Consider the following 14197-nt stretch of genomic DNA (forward strand, 5'->3'; position numbering starts at 1 on the left):
CTTCTCACCCGCATGAATATCAAGGACTTTATTTTTTCCTCTCATTTTATGAAGCAATATCAGCAATATGCGAAAGATCATAACAAGACGCCTATTCATCCGATTCAGTTCATCATGACGATTATAGGTATGACCGTATTTCAGCCATGCCACCGCACCTAGAAATTTATCACAATCACACCGTCATCCCTGTCGTTGACTCCTACGTGAAACGAAAACATTGCGCCGCTTACTATGGTCGTTTTGTCGGCTTCAACCTTTATATCTGGAATAGTTTGAGATGCTGTCTTGCCATCGGTGTAATACAAGGTGACTTTGGCAACGACATCGGCCGTAGAGTAGAGGGGAATCCGTAGGTGGAGTTGACCGTTTTCATTTTCGGCTGAAGTTACCTTTTGTTCGGAAAATGTGTTATCGGCGACGTTGGTTAGCCGGATCTTGGAAACGGTGGCAGGTATAGGGTCGGTGATTATAAGTTCCAGGGTTGATATATGCGTTTTTTGAGGAGCGTCATCTTTTTTACAAGATGAAAAGACAGAAAGAGTCAGAAGGAACCATGTTAAGTGTTTCATGATTAGGGGTTTTGGATAAGGCCAAGGTATACATCATTTTGGAATGCGCATAGGAAATAGGGGAGAAAAACGTGAAAGGTGATGAGGATCATTTTTTAAAGGTGATTAGCTAGTACTAACTTAGACCCCAGTCCTCTACTTTGTTTATCAATGCCTCGCTTGAGATCGGAAATCTCTCTTTGCATTTTACCCCTATATACTTCTGCCATCTACTTATCCCATAGATTTTTGACGTGTAGGATAATTTACAATCAGGCGAAATATCTAAGCATACTCATATTTGAACAGTATTCCTTTCGATTGGGACTTTCAGAACTAAAACAAGCGCATCACATGAGATCAATTTCTTTTAGCAGTACCGGATTCATCTTAAATCTTTTCGGGCTAGAATTTTCCTCATGAATGAGAAACTGTTTTTTAACAGCTAGATCTAACGTATTTAGGATACTGTTATACTGATATCCGAAGTTTTCCTCGCAAAATTTATAAACAGTCTTCTCAATCACCCAGTCATTAAATAATTCCGTCTTAAGCAGCTTGTGCTCAATTAAGGTGATAAGATCAGGCTGGCTGTAGATTATCTTGTAAGCATCACAGCCATTTTGTTCATGGAAGCGTTTCATTTGACGACGCAATTGATCCTCCGTAGGGAGTGGCCTCGAAAATTTAAAGAAATCTTGGTACTCAAACCCATAAAACGAGATTAAGGAATATATTCTTCCGGAACCGACTCCAACATCTCCTTTTTCAATTCTGTCGATAGTACTATCTGAAATTCCAGTGGCCTTGGAAACAACATTTACTGCCAGCAAAAGAATATTCCGCAGGTCTCTTAACTTGTTGCCTGTCTTTATTTGATGATCAATTGATAATTTGTTGAATATTATTTCCTTTTCGTTTGTTTTTGTTTTTTTCATTCTTATATTTGAGAATTAAAAAATGATCTTTATCTTTGTTTATCTCCTGAGCAAGAGGGGATAAGTAAGAGGGTTTTCAATTCATTTTATGACATAAGCAACATTCAATTGAACTAATAAAATATAGTGTAGGTATACATTAAAGGTCTCGTCGCTTGACAATATCCCACGAAAGACGCGAGGCAGCATCTATACCCATGTCTATAGAAATGACTATATTAGCCATTGCTATGGTATGGGTTTGCTGTTGATCCGTGTCTTTCGTGGGAACTTAAGAGTGACGAGGAGGCAACCCAATCCATAGCTTTTTTCTATGGCACCAGTCTCGCCTTCAACTTCTTAATGTAGCCCTATGCCGTTTAAGAAATGACGGTAACATGGAAACAAGAGAGAATGTACATAAACAGATGTTTGTCGACCGAAATCTTTACGACTACATCTCGTTTAGACTTTTTCCTCACTCGTTACTTTTTAATTATTATGGAGTTTCTGCCCTCGCGGCATCAACCAATCCTTTGCAAAATCCAATTATGCGAATTATCAAAGGCCCTGAATAATTCCATGATCCAATCTATGTCAGACGACAGAAATCTAGACTCAGCACCTACTAATACAATGAGTCTTTTTCTCTTTGTCTGAATACTCCATTTTCAGCCCAAGTCATCAACTATACATAGTCAAAAATGAAGGTTTTTTACCTAACGGAACTCCTATGCTTCAAATGTACGCTTCAAAGCTTAAAAATGCCAGCATCACCGAAAACAAATAAAGCGAAAGCCGCGAATGCGAGCGGTATAACCGGCTTTGGCTGCTTATCTTCCAGGAAGGAGGTCTTCATCTAATGCGCCCACTCGATGAGTTCCTCATTAACTACGATGAAGAGGGTAGCAGGACTTACCTTTGGAAGTTAGCTAAGTCCGCCGTCACCGGCGAATTTGGCTCCCTTCCCCGGAGAGAAAGAACCGACCTGATGTATTTCTACGAACAGCTCGACGGTCTGTTGGCCGATATCTATAAACATCGCAAAGAAACAGCAGCGTCAGGCACAGAGGGGAGTGGTAATGCATAAACCCTCCCTTTCAATATGGATCATGCCCACAGTTATCCCTCCATGATAGCTCACTCCTTTGCCTCCCGATCAGGCCCTCCGGCCTCCATAGTCTTTTCTTAACCCTTTAATCATTAATCAAAAAATGCTCAAAATCCGAGTACAGGGGATTCTTTTGTCCTGTTTTAAGCAAAAAAAGGAACATCATAACCCTCCGGCGGAAACTCCCGCCCCGATACAACAACCTGCCACAGAGAAACTTCTCGGCCAGTATCTGCTCTGTTTTTACATCCTGATGGTCATCCTCTTCTCCCTGATGGCCATCGTCAGCACCTACGCGCAGACAGCGGTTCCCATCTCCGGCAAAGTCACCGACGAAAAAGGAGAGGGGCTCGCCGGTGCCATCATCAAAATTAAAAACACCACCCTCGCTACCAGCTCAGGCAAGGACGGCACATTTCAGATCAAAGCCCCCTCAGCAACCCCAACACTCATTATTTCCTTCATCGGCTACCGCTCGCAGGAACATCCCCTCAAGCCCGGCCAAACCTCCGTTTCCATTTCATTAAACCCCGATAATACCCAGCTAAGCGAAGTCCAGGTAGTCAGCACCGGCTACCAGCAGCTCCCCAAAGAACGGGCAACGGGAAGTTTCGTACAGATAGACAGCGTCCTGCTCAACCGCAGGATCAGCACCAACATCCTGGACAGGCTGGATGGTCTCGTCAGCGGCCTGATTTTTAATAAGAACGCAGTATCAACCCCCGGTGCTAATATCTCCGCTATCTCTATCCGCGGAAGAAGCACCATCTTTGCAGAGGCAGAGCCCCTGATCGTACTGGACAACTTCCCCTACGACGGTGAGCTGAGCAACATCAACCCCAATGATATTGCCTCTGTATCTGTTCTGCGGGATGCCGCTGCTGCTTCTATCTGGGGCGCCCGTTCGGGAAACGGGGTGATCGTGCTCACTTCTAAAACAGGCCGCCTGAACCAGGTCCCGAAGGTTGGCTTTAATTCAAATGTTTCGGTTACCACGAAGCCCGACCTGTTCTATCAGCCTACTATGAGCACGGCTGATTATATCAGTGTGGAGCAGTTCCTGTTTGATCAGCAATACTTCAATTCCCGGATCAGCAGTGAATACTTAAGCCTGTCGCCGGTGGTAGAGATCCTGAACAGGAAAAAGCTGCACCAGGTCTCAGATGCGGAAGCTGCTGATCAGATCAGGCAGCTTCAATCCCTGGATGTACGCAACGACCTGCTAAAGTATTATTACCGCCAGGGCATCAGCCAGCAATATTCCCTCAGCATCAGCGGGGGCGGTTCCGGTCATCGCTATTACGCTTCTGCTGGTTATGATCAAACAAAGGGGACTTTGGTATTCGACAAGCAAAAGCGGATTACCGTCAATGTAAATGACCAGTACACCTTGCTGAAGGGCAAACTGGAAATAGGGGCGAACCTGGTATTTTCCACGGCCGACAATCATTCCCAGTCCTCAAAAATGACAGGAACCGGCGTGCGTTATCCCTATGTTTCGCTTGCTGACAGCCACGGCAATGCCTTACCGGTATATAAAGATTACCGGAAGAGCTGGCTGGACACCGCCGGCAAAGGCACTCTCCTGAACTGGGAATATAAGCCCCTGGAAGAGATCGGGCAGAATAATAATACCTCCAGCCTGACAGATTACCGCCTGAATACTTCCGTGAACTACCGGATCATAAAGGGCTTGAAGGCAAGCTTTTTATACCAGTATAGTAAAGGCACCTCCGAACTGAATGACCTGAACGCTGCGGATAGTTATTATACCCGCAACCTGGTAAACCAGTACGCACAGTTAAACTACAATACGCTTACCGTGCAGAGGCCGGTGCCTTTGGGCGGCATCCTGAATTCGGTGAATGCCGGGTATACCACCAGCAATATCAGGGCGCAGTTAAATTTCGATACCCTGCATGGCCCTCATCGTATTTCGGCCATTGCAGGTACGGAGTTTAAGGACTACGCTACTAACCGCTACAGCAATACCGTGTATGGCTATAACCCGGAGAATGAAACGTTCTCTTTTGTGGATTATACGACCACCTACCGCACCCGGCCGCAGGGCTTTTTCTATGCGCTTCCCAATGCTATTTCAAGGAGGAACACCACCGACCATTATCTCTCTTATTTCGGAAATGCTTCTTATACCTATAATGGCCGCTATACGCTTTCGGCAAGCGCCCGGAAGGATGAGTCTAATTTGTTCGGCGTGAATACCAACCAGAAAGGGGTGCCCCTGTGGTCGGCAGGGCTGGCATGGAATATCAGCGACGAGAAGTTCTATCATTCTGCCTGGCTTCCTTACCTCAAACTGAGGTTCACCACAGGGTATAACGGCAATGTCGACAAATCGCTTTCTGCCCTGACTACCGCTTCGCTTTCGGGCACCAATGTGTACCAGGCGCAGTACGCCGTTATTACCAATCCTCCCAACCCAGAACTCCGGTGGGAAAAGATCAGGATGCTGAACCTTGCGGCCGACTTCTCCTCGGCAAATAAGCGCCTGAGCGGATCGCTGGAATACTACCAGAAAAAGGGGAAAGACATGATCGGCACCAGTCCGCTTGCACCGCAAACGGGTGTCACGACCTTTAAGGGGAATACGGCAAATATTTCGGGCAGCGGCCTCGACCTGAGCTTGAATGCGCTGATCATCAATAAACCGCTGCAATGGTCGGCGGTAGTGCAGTACAGTTATACGAAGGATAAAGTGGATCAATACCTGTATAAACAACCCGCGGTAAACTATTATGTCAGCGGCAACTACAGCCAGCCCATCGAAGGCTATCCCTATATGGCGCTCTTCAGCTATAAATGGGCCGGGCTCGATCCCCAAACCGGCGACCCGCGCGGCTACGTGGAAGGCTCCCCAAGCTCTGTATATGCAAATCTGCTCAACCCCGCTTCGATAGACGATGTGGTCTACAATGGTTCGCAGGTACCTGTCTCCTTCGGGAACTTCCGCAATACCTTCACATGGAAAGGGATCAGCCTTTCTGCGAATATTACCTGGAAGCTGGGATATGTGTTCCGGAGGCCCTCGGTCAACTATTATTCCATGTATTCGGCTATGCTGAACAACAGCGCCGGTACTGCCGGGCACGCTGATTTTGCACTGCGCTGGCAGAAACCGGGCGACGAGCTGCATACCAATGTGCCTTCTGTGATTTACCCGGTTTCTAACGCGAACCGCGATGACTTCTACAGCCGCAGTGAGATCCTGGTGGAGAAAGGCGATCACATCCGCCTCCAGGATCTTCAATGCAGTTATTCTGTGCCTATTGCCTGGCTGCGGAAGGTCAGGCTGCGTTCGGCTTCGGTTTACGGCTATGTAAACAACATCGGCATTTTATGGAAAGCAAGCAGCCAGGACCTCGATCCGGATTATATTTTAGGTACTCCGTCGCCTTTGAGCTTTTCACTAGGGATCCAGGCAGCATTCTAAAAATCAGATAATGAACATGAAACATTTTATACTCACCCTCGCGGCGGCTGGCTCATTCATTTTTTGCCTTTCGGCCTGCGATATCGATTCTTTCCTCGACGACAAGCCTTCTTCGGATATTATCGTCCCGCAAAGCCCGGAAGATTTTCAGGCTATCCTGGATTATTACTATCTCAACTACACCGGGGCTTTTGCCGAAATATCCTCAGACAATTACTATTTACAGCAGCCTTCGTGGACTGCCCTCAACTCGGTCGACAAAAACAGCTATATCTGGGCGAAGGACATTTATGAAGGGAGTACGGCCGAAGTTTCGGACTGGAATTCTTTGTATGCGGAGGTCTACGCGGCAAACGTAGTGCTCGACGGCCTTGCGGCAAACGCGGAAAAAGGAGCGGGGTATGGTTTGGTGAAGAGCAATGCGCTTTTTATGAGGGCGTATGCCTTTTTTAACCTTGCCCAGCACTTTTGCCTGCCTTACGATGAGGAAAGCTATGAGCAGGATCCGGGGCTGCCGCTCCGGCTGAAAGCCGATGTGAATATCCTGGAGCAGCGTGCATCCGTCAGGAAAACGTATGAGCGCATCCTTGAAGATTTAAAGGAATCGCTTGCATGGAGTACGGTTTTGCAGCCGGGTACTAATCTCAATCGCCCCTGCAAGGCCGCGGTTTACGCCACGCTTTCGAGGGTGTACCTGAGTATGCGGAAGTATGACCAGTCTACCGCTTATGCCGACAGCAGCCTTTCCCTGTACAATACCCTGATCGACTATAACACCCTCAGTAAAACATCGAATACGCCCTTCACCAGGAACCCTGCCGAGGTGCTGTATCAAAGCTACGTCCCAAGCTTTGCGACCTCTCTTTTGAGCTCGTCGAACACGATTTCGTTTATAGACACCGCACTCTACAGCTCTTATGCGGCCAATGATTTGAGAAAATCTGTATTCTTCAGATCAAGAACGGGCGGTTATACGATAAAAGGAGGGTACAACGGTACTACTGCCGCGTTCACCGGTTTAGCGGTGGACGAAATGTACCTGAACAGGGCGGAGGGATATGCCAGGGCTGGTAAAGCAGGGCAGGCGATGAACGACCTTAATTACTTATTGGTAAGGCGGTTTAACAGCCCTTCCGGGTATGTTCCATTAAGTGCATCAAGCCCCTCGGAGGCTTTGTCGCTCATCCTCACTGAAAGGCGGAAAGAACTGATCTGGCGGGGGCTTAGATGGATAGATATCCGCCGCCTGAATAAGGAGGGCCACAATATAAGCCTTAAAAGAGTGATCGGCGAAACCACTTATACTCTTGAACCCAACAGCATACGGTATGCCTTACCGGTACCATTACAGGAAATTTTAATCAGCAACATTAAACAAAACGAAAGATGAAAACGCGTTTCTTTATCAGTGTACTTTTTATGCTCTCTGCGAATGCTTTTTCGCAGGTGAAGGCCCCTGCGGCTAAACCAACAGTTTTAGAGGGCATGCTCGCCCCGGACAGAAATGACTCTATTCACATCACGCTTTACCGCGAGACGTTCGGACGGAAAAAGGTGAATGCCGAAAGCTTGTCCGCGAAGGTGCATAACGGTAAATTCAAATTCAGGATCAAGGGCCTGGATAAAATTGCTTACCTGCAATTGCCCGGAACGCTTTTTAAGGAAAGCTTCCTGGTCGAACCCGGTGATTCTGTTTTTATTCAGGTATCAACCGGAGGCCTGAGGTTTTCGGGCAGGAATGCCCTCAAATACGAATGCAGTTATCTGACCGATAGTTTGTTAAGAAAAATGATCGCATCGAAAAAGCCTGTTTTTATCACGGCTGCGAAGATTGCAAAAGACGTAATGTCGGGGCTGGCGAGCACTCGGGTTGATTCTGCTTATAACCTGCAAATGCAGATGCTTCAAAAATACAAAGCTTCCATGTCGCAGGCTGCCTTCGATGTGCTGAAGAATGATTACTACGGATCTAATAAAAACGCAAAGATCATGCGCTTTCTTTTAAGGTGGTGGCCCGAAGCATTCAGGCTGCCTGACTCTATTGAAAGGAAGAAAAAACTGATTGCGTTTTATAAAGCGCAAATAGCTGACGACACGATCCATACTTCCTGGAGTTCTAAAGCCGTTTCGGAGGAATATGTGGATTATATCCTCCAAAGGAAATTGATTGAAGACCTCATTCGGCGAAACGGCCGTTCTGCGAAAGTTCTGCTCCCGTTGATACAGCAGCTCCAGGAAGAATATCAACACGCGCCGGATCTTTTCAGGGAGAAGCTGCTTACATCTTTTCTCATTTACTATCCCCGGACGAACCAGGATTATGCCGGATGTGCCGAATTCGGCTTAAAGAAGGTTCGCAACGACTCGTACAGGGCTTTAATTACTCATTTTAAGAATTCTTATGAGACGCTGAAACCGGCGTATCCCTTTTCTTTCAAAGACACCGCGGGTAATACGGTGACCTTAAATGACTTTAAAGGGAAGGTGCTGCTGCTCGACTTTTGGTTTGAAGGATGCAGCCCTTGTAAAATGCTGACCCAGAGAATGAAACCCGTGTTAGACAGCTTTAAGGATTCAGCGAAAGTGGTGTTTGTAAATGTCTACGTAGACAAAGACAGGGATACCTGGTTAAGGGCCTTAAAAGGAGGCGAGTACACCGATCCTTCCAGCCTCAGTCTTTACACGAACGGACTGGGGATCGGCGATCCTTTTCTGAAATTCTATAATCTCACCGGCTGCCCGAAACTGATCTTGATTAACGGAAAGGGCGAGGTGGTTTCTGTTACGCCCCCGATGCCCGACGGTTCAGCAGAAGTAAGGGACAAGCTGATTGACCTGATCAGGAGAACCATTTCCTGAATAAAAGGCTAAGGAAGTATCGTACTTCCTTAGCCTCATCCATTAATCAACATTTAATAGATTGAACTGGCGGTTGGCTGAACCAATTGGCTGATGATTTTCATCATAGGTGCAGATAGAAGAACCTGAATTACACTCCCATTGGGTGCCTTCTCCTGCTGCTCCTCCAGGTACCTCGAGGTATTCATCTCCCCTCATGTAATAGGTGGGGGTCTGAGCTGCTTTCATAGCCATTACACCGCCGAAACTCAGGACTGTTATTAAGACCGTAAAAACAATCCGTACTCTTTGTAAGAGGTTTTTCTTTTGTGGAACCATCATCTTGTTTTTAATTTGGTTTTGATTTTTGCCTACTCTGTTGCAGGTTTTCGGCTTCCCCCGTTCTTCGCGCAAAGAATATCTTCTAAACAGGCCGGGGCCTGTACTTCTGTATGGTTAATTCACTTCCGTCCGTCTTTCTCTCTTTTTGCTGCAGGATGATCCCGGTTAGACCCAGTAAGGTAAAGAAGATATTAACCGCCAGGTGCCATGGCCACGAGAGGTTTTCAAAAGCACTGCTGCACCCGCAGGGCACCCTGTCGTAGTAGCCGAAGGTTACCAGTGCCACATATCCTGTAAACACGGCCATCATAGCGGTGAAAGCGGCAAGTCCGGGCATCCGCATTTTCGGCCATACCAGCAGTGCGGCCACAAGCAGCTCCGCAAGCGGAATTCCATAGCTGAGCCAGGGCGTGTACACCTCATCGAATACCTGGTTGCTGATCTGCCTCCTGAACGTATCGAAGTCCATTAGTTTGCTTGCAGCTGTATACAAAAAGAGCAGGGCCGCCAGGTAAACTGCTATTTCAAGGAACCATTGTCTTGCTTTCATATTGCTCTCGTTTGGGGTTGATCCTGGTAAATATTTCAGGGTTTTTTCTCATGCCGTGCTGTGGATATAAAGTTAAGGGCAGGTGAAGGCAGACTGGTAATCCATTTGCATGATCTTCAATTGCATTTGTCACCTGTTGAATTGCAAATTAGCACTGACAGCTTGCAAACGAGCAGTGACTGGCTTTACATATCCTTATTTTTGCAGGGCCCGGCTCACGGTGGATGCCGTTACACCCATAAAAGAAGCCAGGTCTTTTCGCTGGATCCGGTTAAGAGGGTAGAGGGCTTTGATGTAGCGGACAGCTTCTTTGAGTGGCAGCCTCAGTATCGCGTTGTATAGTCTTTGCCGGGCAAGGCTTGTAAGCGAGATCTGGTGCAGCATGTCAGCAGGAAACCGTTTGCTGCCGCTTATCTGCATTTCGTCTATAGAGAAGAAAATCAGTTCAGAGTCTTCTATTAGTTCAAAAAAGCAGGGTTCGGGCGCCTCTCCATAGAGCAGGTGGTCCTGAACAATGATATCCCGCGAATGCAGGAAGCCCGAAACAACCTGGTTCCCGGGAGAATCATACCAATATTCTTTTACGAGTCCGTGTACCACAATCCATCCTCCCTTTAAGCTTGCCGATGGCCCGGCCAGCAATGCGCCCTGGGGATAGATTTTAGCACGTTCGGGAAAGGCTTCTATAATAGCGTGGTAAAGAAGTTCTCTTTGCTTAAGGAAAAAGGTGAAGGTTTCTTTCATGCTCTTGAATCTTGTGAATGACTGACACCAAGTTCGCAAGAACAGAACGAAAAAAAAACAGACCAGAGGCTGTTTTTATACAATACCAGTAGCATTTTTTTCCTATGGTGCGTAATATTGACTAAAATAGTTATTCAAGAAAGAAATTTATTACCATCATCCGCCGGTACCGAGGATTGGCTTTACTTATCATTCCACCGAAAGATGAACTCTTATCTTAAGAAGACATGAACAACCCTGAACATTTTTTATTTTTCGAATTTGTACCCGGTACTTCCCGCTTAACGCAAGTTGTTGAAAAAATTATAAGTGAGATTAAAGAGGAGCACTTCCGGCCGGGCGATAAACTTCCTACTTTGAAGAGAATGCAGGAGATTTTTGGCGTTAGCCATGATACGATGTCAAAGGCGATCAAACAGTTAACGGCCGGAGGTTACATAGCTACCAATCCGCGGAATGCTGTTTATGTGCTGGAGTCTAAAATGCATTTCATGCCCAGGGGCCTGACGGAGAAAGCGCCGTATGCCATACGGATGTTCGAGCCCCTGGATATTAAGCCTCAGTACCCGATAAGAAAGAAGGTTATCCGCCTTGATCTGGATGTTCCTTTTCCCGACAATACCCTTCAAGCAAAGCTAAGGGCCCAATGCAGGAAGATCTCTCCTTCCTGGTTTCCGGGCAACTATGCAGCACACGAACAAATGGTGGTTGAGGATATCGCAGAGAGCATGGCAAGGTTCAGGGGGGTAAGTCTGAAAACAAGCCAGTGCGCCGTGATAAAAGGAGCTAACACGGCCCTTCATTACGTTTTCAGCGTGCTGGCAGCACGGCGGGAGAAGATGCTGGTGACACCCGGCACCATAGCGCCGTCTGTGTACCATGCCTGCAGGAATTCGGCTTTTGATGTGGTCAGATTAAAAAATACGGATAACATTTCTTTTACAACTGAGCTTCTCAGAATGGGCGGGCATGAAAGGATCGGCGGAGTAGTGCTTGAACCCCGCTATGACTATTATGGAGGCGTTGAATTGCCGCCGAAAGACCGCACTGCTTTGCTTGACCTGGCCGACAAATATCATTTTCCTGTGATTGAAGTGGATTACGGCCACGAATTCCTTCGCGGGGCTACACCGCCGCTGTTTGCTGAAGACCAGAAAAATGCAATCCTGGTTAGCTGTGTAAGTAAACTGACCCACGAGCTTTATGATCTGAAGTTTGTGTGCGGACCGGTCAACCTGATCCGTTCGCTCAGAAATATGACTCATTCCTGTAACATAAACGACGATCTTTATCTCAGTTCAGCGAGTTATCTGCTAAAGGGATTCCACTTGAACGAAACGGCCCTAAAGATTGCAGCAGAGGTGAGAATATGCGGAGACATCCTTTACAAAAGCCTTGATCCTTCTTTCCTAAAGGAAGTGCAGGTGAGAATACCCGAGCGGGGAGCATCCATGTTTCTTTACTTCCCTGAGCTAACAAACATGGTGGAAATGAAAAACCTGCTGGAGAAGGATAATATCATTATTGGCGGGGCAGTGGATGTTTCTTCAAACGGTGTTCCTTTTAAACTGCTCCGGGTAAACCTGGTGTGCATTGACAGGAAAAGTCCGCTGCCGTTTATTGCAGAAAAACTATGTGATGCCTACAAAATGTGCCGCCGGGGATAACACCCGTTTCAGAATTGCATTTTTTCACTATTTACTGATCCATATCATGAAGTTAATTCCACGTTTGGCAAGGAGCGCTTTCGAAGCGGTAGGGCTTCTCCGGGAGATCCTTGCAGAAATCAGGAGCCGGAATGCACCTCCGGCAGAAGAAGTGTGGCTTGATACCCTGGAGGTTGCCCAGATTCTTCACGTTACCGCACGAACCATCTATACCTACAAATCTTCGGGAATTCTTAAACCCGGCCGGCGTATCGGAAGGCGGGATTATTACCGCCAGTCGGACATCTTTCGTCTCATTTAAATTTCTTTTTTGGGAAAGGCGCCCGGAAAGGGCCTGCCTTTCCCTCATGCGGGAAGACTGGTTTGCCTCTGGTTCGGGAATGCTTCGTACCTGGCTTGCCTTTTTACGCAGATTTCTACCAGCTGGCTCCGGGACTCGTCCGGGATTTGTCCGGTAAATCAGGGAGAAATCCCGGACGGATCCCGGAGAAAACAGCGTGCCGACCCAAAGCGTTAGGCCGGAAGCCTGCAACCTGTCCCGAAGCAAAGGCAAACAATAGCTGCCGCATGGGGATGCGCCGTCGGTTTTGAATCATGAAATATCCGGAAATTCGCGGAAAAAACCTGAAGCTCGCAGAAGTAAGAATTTGATTATTAGGACATTGATAAACCTAACCCTATGTTTGTTCTGTCAGGCAGCAATTACCGGTAATCACAGCAATGCTGACAGTAATTAACAGAATGTTTAACAATTAAATTTTTAACAAAATGGGAGAAATAAAAAAAGGTGCCAACGGCGGCTTCTCAGGAAAAGCCGGAAGCGTGATCGGCTCAAAATGGCGCAGTATCAGCTATATCAGGGGCTTGTCTGAAAAGAGCAACAAACCGGCAACCACGGCTCAACTGGAGCAGCGGCTCAGGTTTGCGCTGATGACCAGCTTCCTGGCCCCGCTGAAAGATCTGCTGGAGAAGAGCTACAGCAGCCGTGACATGACGCGGGCCACAGGTTATAATCTTTCGCTTCGTGATAACCTGAATGAGGCGATCAAGGGGACTTACCCGGATTTTGAGATTGATTTTAGTAAGGTCGTCATCAGCAGGGGGGCTTTGATCGGCCTTGCCGGCGAGAAGTTCATCTCTGAGGTCCCCGACGTGGTGGACATCTCCTGGAACAGCTTTTCAAATGGGTTGGCTGGTTTTGCGACAGACTCGGTTTACATCGTGCTGTACAATACCACCCGGAAGTTCCATGTGCTGAGCGTTGGCCAGGCGAAAAGGGAAGACGGGACGATCCAGATAACAATGCCGCAGGGTTTTTCCGGCGACACCATTGAAGGCCTGCTCTTTTTTGTGTCTGAAGACGGCCGCTACAGCCGCTCAGGATACCTCGGACAGACAACGATGTTCTGACGTCCCCTTGCAAGTTCATTTATTCACTTCATGCTGCCCGCTTATCCTGCGGGCAGCATATTCAAAGCCAAACGTTATGGAATTACATTCAGAACCAGCTCAGTTAAATAAAAGGAGATCTGCCGCATCAAGCCCGGCGCAGACGGCGACCCGTAAGAAATTCTCCCTTGCGGTGCGCTTTCTTAATCCGCTTATTCCGGTACTCAACCAGGTGTACAAGAGCGGGCAGAAATACAAGAAGGGCTATAACGCAGCCTTCTCACATATGCTCATGCATGCAATTACGGGTGATTATTCAGGATTTGATATTGATTATTCGCGGGTGAGGCTCAGCAATGGCAGGCTCATCCCACCTTCCGGCGTAAAGGTTTCAGTCTCGGATCAGACCATGACATTGACATGGGGCGTCGTCATCAATCATTATGCATGGGAAGACGATGAGGCAGTAGCGGTATTGTACGACCAGGAGAAAGATCTTTTTGTCATGAAAGAAGGCGAAGCTGTTCGCCGAGATGGTACCTGGTCTTTCACCTGCCCGGGGCAGTTCCTGGGGGATACGGTGCATACTTATCTGTTCTTTGTCAGGAGAGACGGCAAGGATGCTTCAAGGAGCGTA

General features: G+C 47.4%; 13 protein-coding genes. 8 read left to right on the forward strand and 5 right to left on the reverse strand.

What is annotated here, in order from left to right:
• Positions 1–158 precede the first annotated feature (158 nt).
• Together DDR33_RS02465 and DDR33_RS02470 are read right to left on the reverse strand one after the other, a co-directional pair.
• Positions 159–572 (reverse strand): hypothetical protein, encoded by a 414-nt coding sequence (locus tag DDR33_RS02465; protein ID WP_109414197.1) that lies wholly within the window; start codon positions 570–572, stop codon positions 159–161.
• A 329-nt stretch (positions 573–901) separates the two neighbouring features.
• Positions 902–1489, reverse strand: a complete 588-nt coding sequence (locus DDR33_RS02470; protein WP_109414198.1) for a helix-turn-helix domain-containing protein — start codon at positions 1487–1489, stop codon at positions 902–904.
• An 841-nt stretch (positions 1490–2330) separates the two neighbouring features.
• Here DDR33_RS02470 and DDR33_RS02475 point away from each other — a divergent pair.
• From DDR33_RS02475 to DDR33_RS02490, 4 genes are all read left to right on the forward strand, one after another.
• Entirely contained in the window at positions 2331–2558 is a 228-nt protein-coding gene (locus tag DDR33_RS02475) for a hypothetical protein (RefSeq protein WP_109414199.1), read from the forward strand.
• A gap of 124 nt (positions 2559–2682) precedes the next feature.
• On the forward strand, positions 2683–6030 hold the full coding sequence (locus DDR33_RS02480) for a SusC/RagA family TonB-linked outer membrane protein (RefSeq protein WP_109414200.1): 3348 nt from the start codon (positions 2683–2685) through the stop codon (positions 6028–6030).
• Between the two features lie 16 nt (positions 6031–6046).
• Entirely contained in the window at positions 6047–7420 is a 1374-nt protein-coding gene (locus DDR33_RS02485; RefSeq protein ID WP_158280614.1) for a RagB/SusD family nutrient uptake outer membrane protein, read from the forward strand.
• The gene (locus tag DDR33_RS02490) at positions 7417–8889 is read left to right on the forward strand and encodes a TlpA family protein disulfide reductase (RefSeq protein WP_109414202.1); all 1473 of its coding nucleotides are present in this window, start codon (positions 7417–7419) and stop codon (positions 8887–8889) included. The genes DDR33_RS02485 and DDR33_RS02490 overlap by 4 nt, the downstream gene beginning before the upstream one ends.
• A 42-nt stretch (positions 8890–8931) precedes the next feature.
• Here DDR33_RS02490 and DDR33_RS02495 read toward each other — a convergent pair whose 3' ends face one another.
• The 3 genes from DDR33_RS02495 to DDR33_RS02505 all read right to left on the reverse strand — a co-directional run bounded on the left by DDR33_RS02495 (position 8932) and on the right by DDR33_RS02505 (position 10504).
• Positions 8932–9210, reverse strand: a complete 279-nt coding sequence (locus tag DDR33_RS02495; protein ID WP_146198683.1) for a hypothetical protein — start codon at positions 9208–9210, stop codon at positions 8932–8934.
• Positions 9211–9292: 82 nt separating this feature from the next.
• Positions 9293–9760, reverse strand: coding sequence for a MauE/DoxX family redox-associated membrane protein (locus tag DDR33_RS02500; protein WP_109414204.1), 468 nt, complete (start codon positions 9758–9760; stop codon positions 9293–9295).
• A gap of 195 nt (positions 9761–9955) precedes the next feature.
• Positions 9956–10504 (reverse strand): Crp/Fnr family transcriptional regulator, encoded by a 549-nt coding sequence (locus DDR33_RS02505; protein ID WP_109414205.1) that lies wholly within the window; start codon positions 10502–10504, stop codon positions 9956–9958.
• Positions 10505–10731: 227 nt separating this feature from the next.
• Here DDR33_RS02505 and DDR33_RS02510 point away from each other — a divergent pair, with 227 nt between their 5' ends.
• From DDR33_RS02510 to DDR33_RS25680, 4 genes are all read left to right on the forward strand, one after another.
• Positions 10732–12171, forward strand: coding sequence for a GntR family transcriptional regulator (locus tag DDR33_RS02510; RefSeq protein ID WP_109414206.1), 1440 nt, complete (start codon positions 10732–10734; stop codon positions 12169–12171).
• Positions 12172–12217: 46 nt separating this feature from the next.
• Entirely contained in the window at positions 12218–12472 is a 255-nt protein-coding gene (locus tag DDR33_RS02515; protein WP_158280615.1) for a helix-turn-helix domain-containing protein, read from the forward strand.
• A 467-nt stretch (positions 12473–12939) separates the two neighbouring features.
• On the forward strand, positions 12940–13581 hold the full coding sequence (locus DDR33_RS02525; protein ID WP_109414209.1) for a DUF6266 family protein: 642 nt from the start codon (positions 12940–12942) through the stop codon (positions 13579–13581).
• Between the two features lie 76 nt (positions 13582–13657).
• Positions 13658–14197 (forward strand): DUF6266 family protein (locus DDR33_RS25680; protein ID WP_158280616.1); only part of this gene is annotated, 540 nt, incomplete at its 3' end.

The organism is Pararcticibacter amylolyticus, assembly GCF_003130405.1.
Classification (GTDB): domain Bacteria; phylum Bacteroidota; class Bacteroidia; order Sphingobacteriales; family Sphingobacteriaceae; genus Arcticibacter; species Arcticibacter amylolyticus.